Origin of the sequence: Kitasatospora sp. NPDC002551, from assembly GCF_040296005.1 — a bacterium.
In the GTDB taxonomy this organism is placed as follows: Bacteria; Actinomycetota; Actinomycetes; order Streptomycetales; family Streptomycetaceae; genus Kitasatospora.
Genome location: NZ_JBEOWI010000040.1, coordinates 34,634 through 52,558 on the forward strand (window position 1 = coordinate 34,634; position 17,925 = coordinate 52,558).

Consider the following 17,925-nt stretch of genomic DNA (forward strand, 5'->3'; position numbering starts at 1 on the left):
GGGAGTTGGCCGCGCGCGCACCGGCCGTGCCGGGAGGGCCCGGCGCGAGCCCGCGCCCGTGCTCCCGGCCGAGGCCCCCGACCGCGTCGCCCCGCCCGCCCCCGAGGACAGGAGAGCCATGACCGACACGGGCCGGCGGACGCGCCGGGTCGAAGCCCCCCGCCACGCCACCGGGACCTCAGGCACCGCGAGCTATCCGACGGTGGCGCGCGCGGTCGCCGCGGCCCGCCGGCTGGCCCGCCGCCACCCCGGGCGCTGCCGGGTCCGCGAGGTGGGCCGTTCCCGGGCGGGGCGCCCGCTGGTGCTGCTCTCGGTGGACGAGGGCGAGCACACGGTGCTGGCCGTCGGCGGGCCGCACCCCAACGAGCCGGTCGGCCTGGCCGCCGCCGTCGGGCTGGCCGAGCGGGTGCTGGAGCTGCCGCCCCGTCCGGGGGTCGGCTGGCACGTGCTGCTCTGCCTGGACCCGGACGGCGCCGCGCTCAACGAGGGCTGGCTGCACGGCCCGCTCACCGCGGCCCGGCACTACGAGCACTTCTTCCGCCCGGCCTTCCACGAACAGCCGGAACTGCTGCCGCACCCGGACGGCCCGCTGGCCCCGATGCCGGAGAGCCGGGTGCTCACCGGGCTGATCGACGAGCTGCGCCCGGTCCTCCAGTGCTCGCTGCACGGCGTGGACTTCGGCGGCGCGTTCGTGCAGCTCACCCGGCCGCTGCCGGCCCTGGCCGACCGCTTCGCCCGCTCGGTGGCGCGCGGCGGCATCCCGCTGGACGTCGACTCCTACGACGCGGTCGGCTGGGACAGCCCGGCCCCGGGGACGTACGTGATGCCGGCACCGGGCCGGCGCCGGCAGCCGCTGCCGGACCGACCGGAGCTGTCCACCTGGTCGTACGCGGGGCGCTACGGCGGCACCACGGCGGTGCTGGAGGTGCCGATGTGGGCGGTCGACGCGGTCGGCGACGCCCGCCCGGCGCCGGACGTGCGCGCCGCCGTCGGGGCCTGCGCCGACCGGCTGGGCGGCCGGGTCGCGGAGCTGGCCGCCCTGCTGCCGCAGGTGCCTCCGCACGCCGGGGTGGCGTACGGGCCGCTGCTGCGCGCCGTCGAGTTCAACCTGGCGGTCTGTCTGCCGGTGGTGGAGGACTGGCTCGCCACCTGGTCCTCGGCGCCGCTGACGGTGTCCCGGGTGACGGCGGCGCGGATCGCCGCCGAGCGGGCGCCGCTGCGGATCGCCTCGATGCTGCTGCGGCTGCTCGCGGACTGCGGGGGCCCCGCGGCGGACGCGGCCCGGGCGCGCGCCCGGGGCGTCGTCGCGGCGAGCCTGGAGGGCCTGCACCGGCTGGGCGCCCGCTGGGTGCCGGTGGAGACCCAGGTCGCCCACCAGACCCGGGCGGTGTTCGCCGCCGCCGACCTCCTGCTGCCCCCGGGGTAGCGCCGTCCGGTCGCCGTTCAGGCGGCGGGCAGCGGCAGCAGGAACGGCTCGACCAGGCAGGCCAGCCGGTGCTCGCCGGCCGCCGTCGGGTGCAGGCCGTCGGCGTACACCCCGTCCGCCTCGGCGAGCGGCAGGACGTCACGTCCGTCGACCAGGTGCAGCCGCCGGTCGCCGAGCCGCTGGAGCACCCGCACGGCCGCGCCGGTCAGCTCGCGGACCCCGGCCAGGGTCAGCCCGGCGGCGTTGACCGCGTGTTCCCGCTCCACCGACGGCAGGGCGGCGATCACCGCGATCGGCGTGTCCGGGTGCCCGTCGCGGACGGTCTCGACGAAGCCGCACACCGCCGAGCCCCAGGTGCGGGCGGTGAAGGCCGACCTGATGTAGGCGTTGGTGCCGATCTCCAGGGTGATCAGCTCGGCGGGGGTGTCCCGGACGACCCGGGCGACCACCGGGTCCAGATAGGCCTGCCCGGCGAAGCCGAGGTTGCGCAGCCGCCAGCCGTGCCGGCGCGCGAGCAGCGCGGTCCAGCTCTCCGAGGGCCCGTGCGGGAACATCGCGTGCGTCAGTGAGCTGCCGTAGGCGCTCCAGCGCGGGCCGGTGCGCGCGACCGGCTCCAGCAGCCGGTGACCGCGCAGCCCGACGGCCGCGAGGCGGGTGGGGGACAGGTGCGGAAGCCAGACCTCGATGTCGGCCGGGACGCCGGGCAGGGCGACGGTGAGCCGCGCGCGGCCGGGTTCCGGGCGCCGCCGGTCGACGAGCACGCCGTCGGCGAGGACGTCCAGGGGCGCGCCGCCCGCCTGCGCATCGAGGTCCAGCAGCAGCCGGTCCGCGTCGGTGCGCACCGCGAAGCGGGCGCCGGCCGGCATCGCGGCGAGCCGGTCGAGGTCGTCGCTGAGCGCGGTGGCGATCCGTTCCCGTGGCATCCGCAGCGGCAGCACGGTCCCGCCGGTCCGTTCGAAACCGCAGACACCGTCCCAGCCGAGGCGTTCGTCCGCCGGGTCGAACCACTGCTCCCCCGCCTGCCCGGTCCCGGTCATCGCCCACCCCGAATCCGTCTGTCGGTCAACAATCTGATCCTCCATCACGTATGCTCACCAAAACGTAGAGGACAAAATCATCTACCGTCAAACAATCTCTGGGGAGCGTTATGCTGGCCGTCCACCACCGAAGGAGCCCCGATGGCCACCGCCCCCAGGCCCGCCCGCCTCGCCTCCCCCAGCCGGGCGGACGACAGCGGCGAGCGGCGGCGCTACTTCGCCGCGCTCACCCTGGAGCGCCCGGACGTCGCCCTGTGCCGGGCCACCACCGCGGTCGCCCGCTCCATCGAGGAGCGGCTCTCCGGCGGCCCCCTCACGGTGCCCCAGCACCTGGTGCTCAAGATGCTCGCCGCCGTCGGCAGCTGCTCCCAGCAGGAGCTCAGCGAACAGCTGCGGATCGACCGCAGCGTCATGGTCGGCTGCGTCGACACCCTGGAGGGCGCCGGTCTGGTCCGCCGCGAGCGCCACCCCCGCGACCGCCGTGCCTACGCCGTCACCCTCACCGCGGAGGGCACCGCCGCCCTCGCCGAGGCCGAACGCGCCATGGCCCCGGTCCTGGACCACGCCTTCGCCGCCCTCACCCCGCAGGAGCGCGCGACGCTGGCCCGTCTCACCCGCAAGCTCCTCGACGTCCCGCCGGCCGACTGAGGCGCCCCGCCCCGCGGCCGGCCCACCGAACCCGGAGGCCACCGGCCGTGCCGCAGCTCGATCTGACCGCCGACCAGCTCCTCACCACCACCCGGGCCGTACGCCGGCGCCTCGACCTCACCCGCCCGGTCGACCGGGCGCTGGTCGAGGAGTGCCTGGCCCTCGCCACCCAGGCCCCCACCGGCCGCAACCGCCAGCGCTGGGACTTCGTGGTGGTCACCGACCCCGGGCGGCGCGCGGCCCTCGCCGGCCTCTACCGGCTCGGCCTGACCCGCCCCCGCGACCCCGTCGCCCGCACCGGCCTGGACCGCACCGCCGAGGACACCGCCCGCCGGCTGCGGCTGGCCGTGAGCGCCCAGCACCTCTTCGACCACCTGCACGAGGTCCCCGTCCTGGTGGTGCCCTGCGTGCGGATCGAGGGCCGGCACGAACTGGCCGGCCACGTCGGCCAGGCCAACACCTGGGGCTCGATCCTCCCGGCCGTCTGGCAGTTCATGCTCGCCGCCCGCTCCCGCGGCCTCGGCACCGCCTGGACCACCCCGCACCTGCACTACGAGCGCGAGGCCGCCGAGCTGCTCGGCATCCCCTACGAGACGGTCGCCCAGGCCGCGCTCGTCCCGCTCGCCCACACCCTGGGCACCGACTTCCGCCCCGGCCCGCGCGTGGACACGGCGCGGATCACCCACTGGGACAGCTGGTAGGCGCCGGACGCGCGAAGGGCCGGCCCGGGGAACCACCCCGGACCGGCCCGGCGCCGGCGGACCCGCTCAGGCCGCTATCGGCCGCTGGCTCTGCACCGCCTGCAGCAGCCCGATCGCCACCCAGGTCGAGAACATCGACGAGCCTCCGTAGGAGACGAACGGCAGCGGGATGCCGGCCACCGGCATGATGCCCAGGCACATCCCTATGTTCTCGAAGCCCTGGAAGGCGAACCAGGCGACCACCCCGGCCGCCACGATGGTGCCGTACAGGTCGGTGGCCTGGCGGGCGATCCGGCAGGCCCGCCACAGCACCACGCCGAGCAGCACGATGATCGCCATCGCCCCGAGGAAGCCCAGCTCCTCGCCGGCCACCGTGAACACGAAGTCGGTCTGCTGCTCCGGCACGAACTGCCCGGTGGTCTGCGTCCCGTGGAACAGGCCCTTGCCGGTCAGCCCGCCGGAGCCGATCGCGATCCGGGCCTGCGCGGTGTTGTAGCCGACGCCCGAGGGGTCGAGCGCCGGGTTGGCGAAGGCCGCGAAGCGGTCGATCTGGTACTTGCTCAGCACCCCGAGCTTCCAGATCGCCACGCAGCCGCCGACACCGGCCAGGATGAGCCCGAACACCCAGCGGTTGGCCGCGCCGGAGGCCAGCAGGATGCCCAGCACGATGACGGCCATCACCATCACCGAGCCGGCGTCCGGCATCAGCATCACTATGGCCATCGGCAGGGTCGCCCAGACCAGCGCGCGGAACACCGCCTTGTTCGCCGGGTACTCCCGCTCCCCCGCGTCCACCTGGTCGGACAGCACGACCGCCATCGACAGCACGATCGCCACCTTGGCGAACTCGGCCGGCTGCACCGAGAAGCCGCCGCCCAGCTGGATCCAGGAGTGCTGGCCGTTGATGGTCGAGCCGAGCGGGCTCAGCGTGGCCAGCAGCAGCAGGATCACGCCGGCGTACAGGAACGGCACGACGGTGCGGAAGCGCCGGCTCCCTATCGCTATCACCACCGCGCACAGCACCGCCCCGATCAGGACGTTGGTCAGGTGCCGGAACAGGAAGTACTGCGGGTCGCCGTGGGTGAGCGTGTCGCGCCCCCGGGTCGCCGACCAGACCAGCAGCGAGCTGCCCAGCGAGAGGACCGCCGCGGCCAGCAGCAGTATCCAGTCGATCCGCCACAGCGGGGAGTCCTTGGCCAGGGCCTTGGGCACCCCGCCGCGCTGCGGCGCGAGCCGCAGCTGGCGGTACGAGCCGTAGGAGGTCATGCCCGGCCCCTTCCGGTGGAACGGGTGGGTTCGACGGCGGCCACGGCCGCGACGAGCACCGGTGCGGTGCCGCCGGGCTGCGCCGGGTCCAGGAAGACCCGCGGCGAGTCGCCGCTCACCCCGGGGTCGCCGGCCGGGTCGCCGCCGGCGAACGAGGCCGGCTTGACGACCGCGGTGCCGTCCGGGTTGAACGTCGGCAGCTCGGCCTGCGGCTTGGGCAGCAGCGCCTTGCCCTGGTCGATGTTGCCCTTGTCGTCGACGCCGTACAGCGACTGGTAGATCCGCCGGATCGCGTCGCCGGAGCCGCCGGAGCCGGTGCCGCCCTGGCTTATCGTCATCACGACCGCGTAGTCGCGGCTGTAGGTGGTCAGGTACGAGGTGGTCTGCTTGCCCTCGACCTCGGCGGTGCCGGTCTTGGCGTGCAGCTCGATCTTGTCCTGCGGCCAGCCCGCGCCGGTGAACTTCCACGCGGCGGTACCGGTGGAGACGACGCCCTTGGTCGCCTCGTCGATGTACTGCAGGGTCCTGGCGTCGGTCGGCAGCTTGCCGTCCTCGTGCGGGGCGATCTCGCGGACCAGCTCGCCGCTCGGGCTTATCACCGCCTTGGCGACGGTCGGCCGCCAGAGCGTTCCCCCGTTGGCGAGCGCCGCGTAGATCCGCGCCATCTGCAGCGGGGTGACCAGGGTGTCGCCCTGGCCGATCGCGTAGTTGACGGCGTCACCGGCGCGCAGCACGTAGCCGTCGACGCAGTTCTCCTTGGCGATCAGGTCGGCGTACTCCTTGCCGCCCTTCTCGGCCTGCTTGCACCAGGCGTCCTTGTTGGCGTCGTAGAAGGACTGCTTCCACTGGCGGTCCGGCACCCGGCCGGTGGCCTCGGACGGCAGGTCGATGCCGGTCTTGGCGCCGAGGCCGAACTGGTGGGCGGTCTTGTAGAACCAGTCGCCGGTCTCCTTCTTCGGCTTGATGCCGCCGTCGGCCATCCACTGGTCGTAGGCGAGGCCGTAGAAGACGGTGTCGCAGGAGACCTCCAGGGCCCGGGCCAGGGTGATCGAGCCGTGGCCCTGGCTCTCGAAGTTCTTGAACTCGCGGCCGCCGATGGTCAGGCTGCTCGGGCAGGGGTAGTTGCCGTTGAGCGCGTAGCCGGCCTGCGCGGCGGCGGCGGTGGAGACCACCTTGAAGGTGGAACCGGGGGCGGACTGGCCCTGTATGGCCCGGTTCAGCAGTGGGAAGTTGGAGTCCTTGCTGGTCAGTGCCTGGTAGTCCTTGCCGGAGATGCCGCCCTGCCACAGGTTGGGATCGTAGGTCGGGGCGCTGGCCATCGCCACGATCCGCCCGGTGTGCACGTCCATCACGACGGCGGCGCCGGAGTCCGCCTCGTAGTTGCGGTTGGTGTTCTTGTCGAAGGTCTTGCGGGCGTCGGCCATCGCCTGCGCCAGGTTGTCCTCGACGACCTTCTGCACCCGGGCGTCGATGCTGGTGACCAGGTTGTTGCCGGTCTGCGGGGCGGCCTGGTCGGCGGTGCCGATGACCCGCCCGAGGTTGTCCACCTCCAGCTTGGTGATGCCGGCGGTGCCGCGCAGGTCGCGGTCGTAGACGGACTCCAGCCCGGCGCGGCCGATCTGGTCGGCCGGAAGGTAGCGCTCCAGGCCGGCCTTGTCCGCGGTCTTGGAGACCTCCTCGTCGGTGACCGGCGAGAGGTAGCCGAGCACCTGGGCGAGGTTGGCGCCCTCGGCGCCGGTGTAGTGGCGCACCGCGGTGGGCTGGGCGGTGACCCCGGGGAAGTCCTCGCGGCGCTCCATTATCTGCATCGCCTGCTGGGTGGTCGCCTCCTTGGTGACCGGGATCGGCTGGTAGGGCGAGCCGTTCCAGCAGGGCTGCGGGGTCTTGGCGTCGCAGAGCCGGACCTTCTCCTGGACGTCCTTGGCGGGCATCCCGAGCACCTCGGCGAGCCGGCTCAGCACCGCCTTGCCGCCGTCCTTCTGCTGGAGCAGCGAGGTGCGGCTGACCGAGACGACCAGCTTGGTCTCGTTGCCGGCCAGGATGCGCCCGGAGGCGTCCAGGATCTCGCCGCGCACGGCCGGTTCGACGACCTCGCGGATGTGGTTGCCGGTCGCCTTGGCGGTGTAGACGCTGGCGTTGCGGATCTGCAGGTACCACAGCCGTCCGCCGAGGGTGGCGAGCAGCGAGAGCACCAGGATCTGCAGCACCACCAGACGGATCGTCACCCGCCGGGTACGGCCGGTCTCGGGGATGTTGCTCACGTCTCGTGCGCTCCAAAACAGAACAAGGGGCGGGCGGGCTGGTCGGTCCGGGGCGGGCCGGTGGCTACGGGCGCTTCCCCGCGCCGAGCAGGCGCTTTCTCTTGTAGGACGGGCCGGTCGCGGCGTCCCGGGTGGTGCGGTAGCGGGCCAGGGTGCCCAGGCCCGGGCCGCCCTCGTCGTCCTCGGCGACGGCCAGCGGGTCCTTGCCGAAGCGGCGGGCGACCAGCATCACGGCGGGCACCACGAAGGGGGCGAGCAGCAGGTCGTAGAGCAGGGCGGTGAGGACCAGCTGGCCGAGCCCGACGTGCCGGGCGGCGGTGTCGCCGACCAGCGCGCCGACCATGGCGTACAGCAGGGTGGAGGCGATCGCGGCGCCGGCCACCACCAGCAGCGCGCTGGAGACCGAGCGCTGCCGGCCGTGCTCGGGGCGCAGCAGTCCGGCGGCGTAGCCCATCAGGCAGAGCACCAGCGCGTAGCGGCCGATGGCGTGGTCGGAGGGCGGGGCGAGGTCGGCCAGCAGGCCGGCCGCGAAGCCGACCAGGCAGCCGCCGGTCGGTCCGTAGACCAGGGCGAGGCCGACGACCACGAGCAGCAGTATGTCGGGGGTGGCCCCGGGCAGTTGCAGCCGGCCGAAGACGCTGACCTGGAGCAGCAGGCCGAGCAGGATCAGCACGGCGGAGACGGGGACGCGGGCGAGGCGCATGGCTCAGTTCCCCCCAGTGGGCTTGGCGGGCGGGGCGGCGGCGGGGGCCGCCGGCGCGGCGGGCGCGGCCGGGGCGGCCTGGCCCTGGGCGGCCGGTGCGGGGGCGGGCGGCAGCACGGCGTCGCGCGGGTCGGTGCGCGGCGGGACGACGACCACGCCGACCAGGTCGAGCCGGGTGAACTGGACGAAGGGCTCGACCAGGACGGTCTTGGTGAGCTGCCCGGGGGTGGCCTCGACCTGGACGACCTTGCCGACCGGCACACCGGGGACGAACGGGCGGCCGCTCTGCGAGCCGAAGGTGACCAGCCGGTCGCCCTCCTTGACCTGGGCCTTGCCGTTGAGCAGCGAGACCTTCATGGCGCTGGTGCCGCCGCCGGCCGCGAAGCCGATCTCGCCGCTGCCCTCCAGCCGGGTGCCGGCGGTGAAGCCGGGGTCGGAGGCGAGCAGCACGGTGGAGGTGGTCGGGGCGACGGTGGTGATCCGGCCGACCAGGCCCTGGCCGTTGATGACGGTCATGTCGCGGGTGAGGCCGTCGTCGCTGCCGGCGTCGATGGTGATGGTCCAGGAGAAGCCCTGGGCCGGGCCGATCGCGATGGTCTGGGCGGCCTTGACGGTGTAGCCGCCGGCGCCTGCGGTGCGCAGCAGGTCGTCGAGCTGCTTGGTGCGCCCGCCGGCCATGTCGGAGGAGGCGAGCTTCTGCCGCAGTTCGGTGTTCTCGCGGGCGAGCTGGTCGGTGCGCCCGCTGTGCGAGGCGGCGTCGCGGAAGGCGCGGACGGTGTCGGCGACCGGGTCGACGGCGGTGGCGGCGCCGCGTTCGACCGGGCCGAGGACGGCGGCGGCCGCGCGCCGGGCGCCGCCGAGCGGGGAGCTCTCACCGCCCTTGATGTCCACGGTGATCAGTGCGAAGGCGACCGCCACCAGCAGGATGAGCAGCAGCCGGCTCTCTCGTGTGTCCCTCACGGTGCTGGTACTGCCCCTTCGTACCCCTGGCCGCCGTCCCGGGCTGTGGACCCGGGCGGGGGCCCGTCAGTTCGGCTGGTGTGTCGGTTGTGCTAACGGCGCGGTGCGGCGTCGAGTACCTGCTGGAGAGCCTCGAACTCCTCGACGCACTTGCCGGAGCCGAGGGCGACGGAGTCCAGCGGGTTCTCCGCGATGTGGATCGGCATGCCGGTCTCCCGGCGCAGCCGCTCGTCCAGGCCGCGCAGCAGGGCGCCGCCGCCGGTGAGCACGATGCCCCGGTCCATGACGTCGCCGGCCAGCTCGGGCGGGCACTGGTCGAGGGTGGTCTTCACCGCGTCGATGATCGAGTTGACCGGTTCGTCGATGGCCTCGCGGACCTCGGCGGCGGAGATGACGACGGTCTTGGGCAGGCCGCTGACCAGGTCGCGGCCGCGGATCTCGGCGTGCTCGTCCTTCTCGCCCTCCAGGCCGAAGGCGGAGCCGATGCTCATCTTGATCTGTTCGGCGCTGCGCTCGCCGAGGAGCAGCGAGTACTCCTTCTTGATGTGCTGGACGATGGCGTTGTCCAGCTCGTCGCCGGCGACCCGGATGGACTGCGCGGTGACGATGCCGCCGAGCGAGATGACGGCGACCTCGGTGGTGCCGCCGCCGATGTCGACGACCATGTTGCCGGTGGGCTCGTGGACGGGCAGCCCGGCGCCGATGGCGGCGGCCATCGGCTCCTCGATGATGTGCACCTGGCGGCAGCCGGCCTGCAGGGAGGCCTCGATGACGGCGCGGCGCTCGACGCCGGTGATGCCGGAGGGGACGCAGACGACGACCCGGGGGCGGGCGAGGAAGCGGCGGCGGTGCACCTTGAGGATGAAGTAGCGCAGCATCCGCTCGGTGATCTCGAAGTCGGCGATCACGCCGTCCTTGAGCGGGCGGATGGCGACGATGTTGCCGGGAGTGCGGCCGATCATCTTCTTGGCCTCGGCGCCGACGGCGAGGATGCCCCCGGTGTTGGTGTTCACCGCGACCACGGACGGCTCGTTGAGGACGATGCCCTTGCCCCTGACGTACACCAGCGTGTTGGCAGTTCCGAGGTCGATCGCCAAGTCGCGGCCGATGAACGACAGGTTGCTCGCCATGGGGTGGGGTGCCTTTCCCGGGCTCGGAGTCTTGTGGGGTGGACGGTGTGCGCGCCCACGTGTGGGCGGCGACCAGCTGAGCTGCCTTACCGGGCCCTTGAGTCGCGTCCATCGTAGTCACGCCGGTCGGCACGGACGTCGACGTGGGGCATACCGTCCATTGTCCGGGGCGTGATCGCTTCTCCGGGCATTGGGACGCCGTGTCGGAGGGCCTGGTTCCCTATTTCCCGATAAGAATGCCCCGGCCGGGCCAATGGTCCCGACCGGGGCCCTCCGAAGGTCCCTGATGCTCCCGCGCCCGGTCGGATCAGGCGTGGGCGGGGAAGAAGATCTTGATCTCGCGCTCGGCCGACTCGACCGAGTCGGAGGCGTGGATCAGGTTCTCGCGGGTGATCGTCGCGTAGTCGCCGCGGATGGTGCCGGCCCCGGCCTCCAGCGGGTTGGTGGCGCCGGCCAGCATGCGGATGCCGGCGATGACCTCCTCGCCCTCGACGATCAGGGCGATGGACGGGCCGGAGGTCATGAACTCCAGCAGCGGCTCGTAGAACGGGCGGCCGACGTGCTCCGCGTAGTGCTGCTCCAGCGTCGCCCGGTCGAAGGTGCGCAGCTCGACGGCGGTCAGCCGCCAGCCGGCCTTGCGCTCGATGCGGCTGATGATCTCGCCGGCCAGGCCGCGCTTGACGGCGTCGGGCTTGAGCAGGACGAGAGTGCGCTGGGACACGGGGCGTCTCCTGGGGATCGGGTTCGGCGCGCACGCGGTTCTGCGCGCACGCGCGGATCCGCGTGCGCCGTGCGACTACGCAGAGGCTACCTTGCGTGAGCGAACGCGCCGGACCCGGTCCGCGGGGGCCTCAGGCGGGTGCGGCGGCGGCCCTGGCGGCCTTGATCTCGTCGATCTTGCGGCCGTAGTGCACCGAGCACCACCACAGGCCGGCGAAGACCGCGCCGAGCCCGAACATGGTCGGCACGACGAAGCCGCTGGCGATCAGCGCGAGCTGCAGGGCCCAGCCGACGGCCACCGCGCCGGGGCGGGTGATCATGCCGCAGAGCAGCAGGCACAGCGCCATGGCCACACCGCTGACGATCCACAGCGCTCCGGTGGACACGTCGGAGAGCTGCATCGCGACCAGCGCCGCGAAGAGCACCACGAAGGCCTCGCCGATCAGCGTCGAGGAGCAGAGCGTCCTCATCGTCACTTCCTCCCGAGCAGCAGGCGGGCCTCGCCCACCGTGATGACCGAACCGGTGACCAGCACCCCGGCGCCGCCGAGGTCGCCCTCCTCCTCGGCCAGGGTGACGGCGGCGGCGATGGCGTCGTCGAGCCGGGGCTCGACCTGGACGCGCTCCTCGCCGTAGATCTCGACCGCGAGCGCGGCCAGCTCGTCCACGTCCATCGCGCGGTGGGTGGAGTTGCGGGTGACGACGACCTCGGCGAGGACCGGCTCGAAGGCCTCCAGGAGGCCGGCCACGTCCTTGTCCCCGCTGGTGCCGATGACGCCGACCAGCCGGGTGAAGCCGAAGGACTCGGTGAGCGCGGTGACGGTGGCCCGGGCGCCGTGCGGGTTGTGGGCGGCGTCCAGGACGATGGTGGGGCTGCGCCGGACGACCTCCAGGCGGCCCGGGGAGGTGACGCCGGAGAACGCCTGGCGGACCTTGTCGGCGTCGAGCTGCCCGCCGCGGGCGCCGCCGACGCCGAAGAACGCCTCGACGGCGGCGAGCGCGAGGGCCGCGTTGTGCGCCTGGTGCTCGCCGTGCAGCGGCAGGAAGACGTCCTCGTACTCCTCGCCGCCGATCCCGCGCAGGGTCACCAGCTGGCCGCCGACCGCGAGTTCGCGGTGGATGACGCCGAACTCCATGCCCTCGCGGGCGACCGTGGCGTCGACCTCGACGGCCCGCCGCAGGATGGTCTCGGCGGCGTCGAGCTGCTGCTGGGCGACGACGGCGACCGCGCCGGACTTGATGATCCCGGACTTCTCGACGGCGATCTCGCCGGTGGTCTCCCCCAGCTTGTCGGTGTGGTCCAGGCCGATCGGGGTGATCACGGCGACGGCGGCGTCGATGACGTTGGTGGCGTCCCAGGAGCCGCCCATGCCGACCTCGACCACGGCGACGTCCACCGGGGCGTCGGCGAAGGCCGCGTAGGCCATGCCGGTGAGCACCTCGAAGAAGGACATCGCGACCGGCTCGCGCTCGTCGACCATCCGCACGTAGGGCTCGATGTCGCGGTAGACCTCGACGAAGCGCTCGGGGGTGATCGGGGCGCCGTCCAGGGTGATCCGCTCGGTGACGCTCTCCACGTGCGGGCTGGTGTAGCGGCCGGTGCGCAGCTCGAAGGCGCCCAGCAGCTGCTCGATCATCCGGGCGGTGGAGGTCTTGCCGTTGGTGCCGGTGATGTGGATGGACGGGAAGGACCGCTGGGGCTGGCCCAGGATGTCCATCAGGGCCTCGATCCGGTCGAGCGAGGGCTCCAGCTTGTTCTCCGGCCAGCGCTCGGAGAGTTCCACCTCGACGTCGCGCAGGGCGTCGCCGGTGCCGCCGTCGGCGGGGCGGAGGGTGTACGGGTTCGGGTCGGCCTTGTCGCTCACGACCACAGTCTACGGAGCCGGGCGCGGCACTCCCCACGGGGTGAGAACCACCACTTTGCCCGGGTTGACCGTTTCCCGCGTTTACTATCGATTTAGCGACATCAGACCGCAACGAAGCATTGATTCGCATGCCAAGAGAACAAATCACCTTTGATCTTTAGGAGCGCCACGCCATGCCCGACGCCCTGCGCGAGTTCTTCGACCTGCGTCGGGACACCTTCGTCTGGATCGGCGGGGTCGTCTCGCTGGCCCTGCTGGCCTACATGCTCCTGGTCTTCGGCCGTTTCCTGCTCTACTGGGCCGGCTCCCGGCACGCCTTCCGGCACAGCCGCCCGGCCGAACCCGGTGACCCCGCCGCCTTCGCCTGGCACCTGGTGATCCCCTGCCGGGACGAGGAGACGGTGATCACCCAGACCCTCGCCGGCCTGCGGGCCGTCGCCCCCGCCGCCCACCTGTGGGTGATCGACGACGACAGCGAGGACGCCACCCGCGCGCTGGTGCTCGCCGCCGCCGAGCACGACGGGCGCGTCCACCTCGTGCAGCGCCGCCGCCCGCACGCCCGGATCGGCAAGGGCGCCGCCCTCAACGCCGCCTACCGGGAGATCTCCGCCTGGCTGCCGCCCGGCACCGACCGCTCCCGGGTGGTCCTCGGCGTCGTCGACGCCGACGGGCGGCTCGACCCCGGCACCCTCGAACAGGTCTGCAACGAGCACGCGATGGGCCGCTCCGACACCGGCGCCGTGCAGATCGGCGTACGGATGCGCAACGCCGACGACGAACGCCCGCTGCCCGGCCGGGGCCGCGCCGCCAACGCGCTGGCCCGCGCCCTGGTCCGGATGCAGGACATCGAGTTCCGGGCGAACAACGCCGGCATGCAGCTGCTGCGCCGGCGCACCGGCAGCGTCGGCCTCGGCGGCAACGGCCAGTTCGTCCGGCTCACCGCCCTGGACACGCTGACCGCCGAGGAGGGCCGCGAGGGCCGCCCCTGGCCCGAGCGCGCCCTGCTGGAGGACTACGAGTCCGGCCTGGACCTGCGGCTGGCCGGCTGGCGGCTCACCCATGTCACCGACGCCGGCGTCTCCCAGGAGGCGCTGGTCTCCTGGCGGCGCTTCCTCACCCAGCGCACCCGCTGGGCCCAGGGCAACATGCAGTGCCTGCGCTACACCGGCCGGGTGCTGCGCTCGCCGCACTACCGGCCCGCCGGCAAGGCCGAGGTGCTCTACACCTTCCTCCAGCCGGTGGTCTGCGTGCTGCTGGTGGTGCTCACCCCGCTGTCGCTCGCGATCACCGGGGCCGGCCTCGTCCTCTTCCCCGAGGAGACCGCCGACTTCCAGCTGCGCTACGGCCCGTGGATGGCCCTGGTCTTCGTCCTCGCCACCCTGCCGATGGTCTTCTGGGGCCTCGCCTACCGCCGGCTCGTCCACCCCGGCCGGCGCCGGCTCACCGGTCTGCTCTGGGGGGTCCTGCTCTGGCTCTACGCCTACCACCTGTTCGTGGTCGCCACCCGGGCCGCCGTGCGCCTGCTGCTCGGCCGCAACGGCTGGGCCAAGACCCGGCGCAACGCCGAGAAGGTCACCCTCGGCGCCCCCACCGCGCTCGAATCCTGAGCCGCCCCTCCCTCTCCCCGCCCCCTCCTCCCCTCTCCCCGGACCCGAACGGAGCCGCCGCGCCATGACCCCGTACCCGTCCCCGAGGCCCGCCGACCGCCCGCTCGCCCCCGGCAGCGTCGCCGTCGTCCTCGGCACCCGCCCCGAGCTGGTCAAGCTCGCCCCGCTGATCCACGAGCTCGGCCCCGCCACCCGCCTGGTCCACACCGGCCAGCACTGGGACGAGGCGATGTCCGGCCGCTTCCTGCGCGACCTCGGCCTGCCCCGCCCCGAGCTGCTCACCGGCGTCGGCGGCCGCCCGCGGGCCGGCCAGATCGCCCAGTCGCTCGGCCAGCTCGACGCCGCCTTCGCCGGGGACCGCCCGGCCGCCGTCGTCGTCCAGGGCGACACCAACGCCACCCTGGCCGGCGCGCTCGCCGCCAACGCCCGGGACATCCCGCTGGTGCACGTCGAGGCCGGGCTGCGCAGCTTCGACCGGGCGATGCCCGAGGAGCACAACCGGGTGATGGTCGACCACGTCGCCGACCTGCTGTGCGCCGCCACCCCCGGCAACGCCGCCAACCTGCGCGCCGAGTCGCTGCCCGGGGAGCGGATCGCGCTCACCGGCAACACCGTCGTCGAGGTGGTCTGCGGCTCGCTGCCCGACCCCCGCGACCGGGCGGCCCTGCTCGCCCGGCACGGTCTCGCCGCGGACGGCTACGTGCTGGCCACCGTCCACCGGCCGGAGAACACCGACACCGCCGAGGCGCTCGGCGCCGTCCTCGCCGAACTCGACCGGATCGCCCGGGCCGGCACCCCGGTGCTGTTCCCGATGCACCCGCGCACCCGGGCCGCCGTCGAGCGGTTCGCCCTGGACGGCCTGCTGGAGCGGCTCGCGGTGACCGGGCCGGTCGGCTACGCGGACTTCCTCGGCCTGGCCCGGCACGCCGCGCTGCTGGTCTCCGACTCCGGCGGGGTACAGGAGGAGTGCACCGTGCTCGGCCGCCCGCTGCTGGTGGTGCGCCGCTCCACCGAGCGGCCCGAGGCCGTCGAGGCCGGCTTCGCCGCGCTGGTGGCGCCCGGCGCCGAGCTCGGCGAGCACGCCCGGGCCTGGCTGGCCGACACCCCCGAGAGGCTCGCCCGGCTCGCGTCCGCCCCCAGCCCGTACGGCGACGGCCTGGCCTCCGCCCGGATCGCCGCCCTGACCGCCCGGCTGGCCGGGCGGCCCGACCGGGCGCCCGCCGCACCGCCGCTGGCCGCCTGAGCCGGGCCTTCGCCGAGGGCCCCTCGCCGGGGCCCTCTTGACAGCGGAATTGGTCTACTCCACCTTGTGAGGGCAAGTCTCCTACTCCGGCAGGGACTTGAGTTGTCGGTAGCTCCCGCACGCATACCCGTCGACACCCGGACGGCTCTCCCCCACGGGAGCCGCCGGCCTCCCCCACAGGAGCTGGAGTCATGCCACCTGCCCGACAGCGGCGCCCGCGCGCCGTCCACTCGATGCTCGCCGGCGCCAGTGCCGTCGCCATCGGCCTGAGCGGCCTCGTCCTCGCCGGCGGCACCGGCGCGCACGCCGCGGCCGACGTCGAACTGATCACCAACGGCGGCTTCGAGGACGCCAGCCGCCTCAACGGCTGGACCTGTACGGCCGGAGCCCCGGAGACCACCACGGTCCACTCCGGCACCGGCGCACTGCGCTCCACCCCGGGCGGCGGTGGCACCGGCGAGTGCACCCAGACCGTCGCGGTCAAGCCGTCCTCGACCTACACCCTGAGCAGCTGGGTCCAGGGCTCGTACGTCTACCTCGGCGCCCGCGGCACCGGCGGCACCGACCCGAGCACCTGGACGCCCGGCGGCAGCGCCTGGTCAAAGCTCAGCACCACCTTCACCACCGGGGCGAGCACCACCAGCGTCACCGTCTACCTGCACGGCTGGTACGGGCAGCCGGCCTTCCTGGCCGACGACGTGTCACTGCTCGGCCCGGGCGACCCCAAGCCCTCCCCCACCGCGACCAGCCCGACCGGCCCCGGCAGCCCGTCGCCCACCGACACCACCACGCCCTCCCCCACCGCCACCACGCCGCGGCCGCCGTCCAAGCACCTGCTGACCGGCTACTGGCAGAACTTCGACAACGGCGCCACCCTGCAGCGGATCAGCGACGTCCCGGCCGCCTACGACATCATCGCGGTCTCCTTCGCCGAGGCCACCGGCACGCCCGGCGGCCTGGGCTTCACCCTGGACCCGACGCTCTCCTCCCGGCTCGGCGGCTACACCGAGGCCCAGTTCAAGGCCGACATCGCGGCCAAGAAGGCGGCCGGCAAGAAGGTGATCCTCTCGGTCGGCGGCGAGAAGGGCACCGTCTCCGTCAGCAGCGCCACCTCGGCCACCAACTTCGCCAACAGCGCCTGGTCCCTGATGCAGACCTACGGCTTCGACGGCGTGGACATCGACCTGGAGAACGGCATCAACTCCACCTACATGGGCCAGGCGCTGCACTCGCTGGCCGCCAGGGCCGGCTCCGGCTTCACGCTCACCATGGCGCCGCAGACCATCGACATGCAGTCCACCGGCATGGAGTACTTCAAGCTGGCGCTGAACGTGAAGGACATCCTCACCATCGTCAACACGCAGTACTACAACTCCGGCGCCATGCTCGGCTGCGACGGCCAGGTGTACTCCCAGGGCACCGTCAACTTCCTCACCGGGCTGGCCTGCATCCAGCTCAAGGGCGGGCTGCGGCCCGACCAGGTGGGCCTCGGCGTCCCGGCCTCCACCAGCGCCGCCGGCGGCGGCTACGTCAGCCCGAGCGTGGTCAACAACGCGCTGGACTGCCTGGCCTCCGGCACCAACTGCGGCAGCTTCAAGCCCGACACCAAGTGGCCCGGCATCGGCGGGGCGATGACCTGGTCGACCAACTGGGACGCCAAGGCGGGCGGCGGCATCGCCTCCACCGTCGGCTCGCACCTGCACGCGATGCCGTAACCGGCACGCGGCCGCGGGGCCCGGGCCGGGATCAGACCCCGGCCCGGGCCTCCGGCACACCCGCGGGCGCGACGCCGTGCCGGCGGCGCAGCTCGGCGGTGATCTCGGCGAGCTCGCCCTCCGGCAGCAGCGGCAGCATCATCGCCACGCCCTGGAGCAGGCCGCCGAGCAGGAAGGTGGTGTCGGGAGTGGTGGCGACCAGGCCGCGGACCTCGGCCACCGAGCCCTCGGCGACCGCCTCGATCAGCCGGGCGGCGTCCACGCTCTCCTCGTCGACGTGGACGGCGCCGGTGTCGTCCGGGGCGCGCCGGGCCATCGCCCGCAGCACCCGGTCGCCGACCTCGGGGGCGTAGGCCTTGCGGACCGCCTCGGCCGCGATCCAGGTGAGCAGGGTGGTCACCTCGCGCTCGACGTGCTCCTCGAACAGCCGGTCCAACGCGTGGTCGAACGCGAGCTGGTTTCCGTGCCGGAAGGCGAGCAGCAGCGTCGCCGCCCGTCCCTTGGCCTCCTCGACCGCCTCGGCAGGCAGTTCGTCGGCCAGCTCCTCGGTCACCATCACGTCCATGCCCTCCCGTCGCTCCTCGCTGTCCGGAACTCGAAGCACACCGTACACAGTCGACCTGGAAACTTCCGCGAGCGCGCGC

16 protein-coding genes are annotated in these 17,925 nt (G+C 73.5%); 6 read left to right on the forward strand and 10 right to left on the reverse strand.

What is annotated here, in order from left to right; genetic code table 11:
- The first annotated feature begins 118 nt into the window (after nucleotides 1-118).
- Complete coding sequence (locus ABT093_RS28350; RefSeq protein WP_350569276.1) at nucleotides 119-1,426, forward strand: M14 family zinc carboxypeptidase; 1,308 nt, start codon at nucleotides 119-121, stop codon at nucleotides 1,424-1,426.
- A gap of 17 nt (nucleotides 1,427-1,443) precedes the next feature.
- Here the strand turns inward: ABT093_RS28350 and ABT093_RS28355 are convergent, their stop codons facing one another.
- Nucleotides 1,444-2,463: an SGNH/GDSL hydrolase family protein gene (locus ABT093_RS28355; protein ID WP_350569278.1), complete on the reverse strand. Its 1,020-nt coding sequence runs from the start codon at nucleotides 2,461-2,463 to the stop codon at nucleotides 1,444-1,446.
- A 141-nt stretch (nucleotides 2,464-2,604) separates the two neighbouring features.
- On the opposite strand from ABT093_RS28355, the gene ABT093_RS28360 reads away from it, so the two are divergent.
- Nucleotides 2,605-3,111 carry a MarR family winged helix-turn-helix transcriptional regulator gene (locus ABT093_RS28360; protein ID WP_350569280.1) on the forward strand — a complete coding sequence of 169 codons (507 nt, stop codon included), beginning with the start codon at nucleotides 2,605-2,607 and terminating at the stop codon, nucleotides 3,109-3,111.
- Between the two features lie 47 nt (nucleotides 3,112-3,158).
- Entirely contained in the window at nucleotides 3,159-3,812 is a 654-nt protein-coding gene (locus ABT093_RS28365) for a nitroreductase family protein (protein WP_350569281.1), read from the forward strand.
- A gap of 66 nt (nucleotides 3,813-3,878) precedes the next feature.
- Here the strand turns inward: ABT093_RS28365 and rodA are convergent, their stop codons facing one another.
- The 8 genes from rodA to folC form a co-directional block, all read right to left on the reverse strand.
- Complete coding sequence (rodA, locus tag ABT093_RS28370) at nucleotides 3,879-5,078, reverse strand: rod shape-determining protein RodA (RefSeq protein WP_350569282.1); 1,200 nt, start codon at nucleotides 5,076-5,078, stop codon at nucleotides 3,879-3,881.
- Complete coding sequence (gene mrdA / locus ABT093_RS28375) at nucleotides 5,075-7,339, reverse strand: penicillin-binding protein 2 (RefSeq protein WP_350569284.1); 2,265 nt, start codon at nucleotides 7,337-7,339, stop codon at nucleotides 5,075-5,077. The genes rodA and mrdA overlap by 4 nt, the downstream gene beginning before the upstream one ends.
- Nucleotides 7,340-7,403: 64 nt before the next feature.
- A complete protein-coding gene (gene mreD, locus ABT093_RS28380) occupies nucleotides 7,404-8,042 on the reverse strand; it encodes a rod shape-determining protein MreD (RefSeq protein WP_350569286.1) in 639 nt (212 codons plus the stop codon).
- Between the two features lie 3 nt (nucleotides 8,043-8,045).
- Nucleotides 8,046-9,002, reverse strand: coding sequence for a rod shape-determining protein MreC (gene mreC / locus ABT093_RS28385; RefSeq protein ID WP_350569287.1), 957 nt, complete (start codon nucleotides 9,000-9,002; stop codon nucleotides 8,046-8,048).
- 92 nt (nucleotides 9,003-9,094) lie between these two features.
- On the reverse strand, nucleotides 9,095-10,120 hold the full coding sequence (locus tag ABT093_RS28390) for a rod shape-determining protein (protein ID WP_350569342.1): 1,026 nt from the start codon (nucleotides 10,118-10,120) through the stop codon (nucleotides 9,095-9,097).
- Between the two features lie 319 nt (nucleotides 10,121-10,439).
- Nucleotides 10,440-10,853, reverse strand: coding sequence for a nucleoside-diphosphate kinase (ndk, locus tag ABT093_RS28395; protein ID WP_350569289.1), 414 nt, complete (start codon nucleotides 10,851-10,853; stop codon nucleotides 10,440-10,442).
- A gap of 130 nt (nucleotides 10,854-10,983) precedes the next feature.
- Nucleotides 10,984-11,322: a DUF4233 domain-containing protein gene (locus ABT093_RS28400; RefSeq protein ID WP_350569291.1), complete on the reverse strand. Its 339-nt coding sequence runs from the start codon at nucleotides 11,320-11,322 to the stop codon at nucleotides 10,984-10,986.
- 2 nt (nucleotides 11,323-11,324) lie between these two features.
- On the reverse strand, nucleotides 11,325-12,716 hold the full coding sequence (folC, locus tag ABT093_RS28405) for a bifunctional tetrahydrofolate synthase/dihydrofolate synthase (protein ID WP_350569293.1): 1,392 nt from the start codon (nucleotides 12,714-12,716) through the stop codon (nucleotides 11,325-11,327).
- A 173-nt stretch (nucleotides 12,717-12,889) separates the two neighbouring features.
- On the opposite strand from folC, the gene ABT093_RS28410 reads away from it, so the two are divergent.
- From ABT093_RS28410 to ABT093_RS28420, 3 genes are all read left to right on the forward strand, one after another.
- Entirely contained in the window at nucleotides 12,890-14,323 is a 1,434-nt protein-coding gene (locus tag ABT093_RS28410) for an XrtP-associated glycosyltransferase (RefSeq protein WP_350569295.1), read from the forward strand.
- 64 nt (nucleotides 14,324-14,387) lie between these two features.
- On the forward strand, nucleotides 14,388-15,566 hold the full coding sequence (gene wecB, locus ABT093_RS28415; RefSeq protein ID WP_350569296.1) for a non-hydrolyzing UDP-N-acetylglucosamine 2-epimerase: 1,179 nt from the start codon (nucleotides 14,388-14,390) through the stop codon (nucleotides 15,564-15,566).
- A 191-nt stretch (nucleotides 15,567-15,757) separates the two neighbouring features.
- Nucleotides 15,758-17,281 carry a chitinase gene (locus ABT093_RS28420; protein ID WP_350569298.1) on the forward strand — a complete coding sequence of 508 codons (1,524 nt, stop codon included), beginning with the start codon at nucleotides 15,758-15,760 and terminating at the stop codon, nucleotides 17,279-17,281.
- A 31-nt stretch (nucleotides 17,282-17,312) separates the two neighbouring features.
- Here ABT093_RS28420 and ABT093_RS28425 read toward each other — a convergent pair whose 3' ends face one another.
- The gene (locus ABT093_RS28425; protein ID WP_350569299.1) at nucleotides 17,313-17,846 is read right to left on the reverse strand and encodes a hypothetical protein; all 534 of its coding nucleotides are present in this window, start codon (nucleotides 17,844-17,846) and stop codon (nucleotides 17,313-17,315) included.
- Nucleotides 17,847-17,925 lie beyond the last annotated feature (79 nt).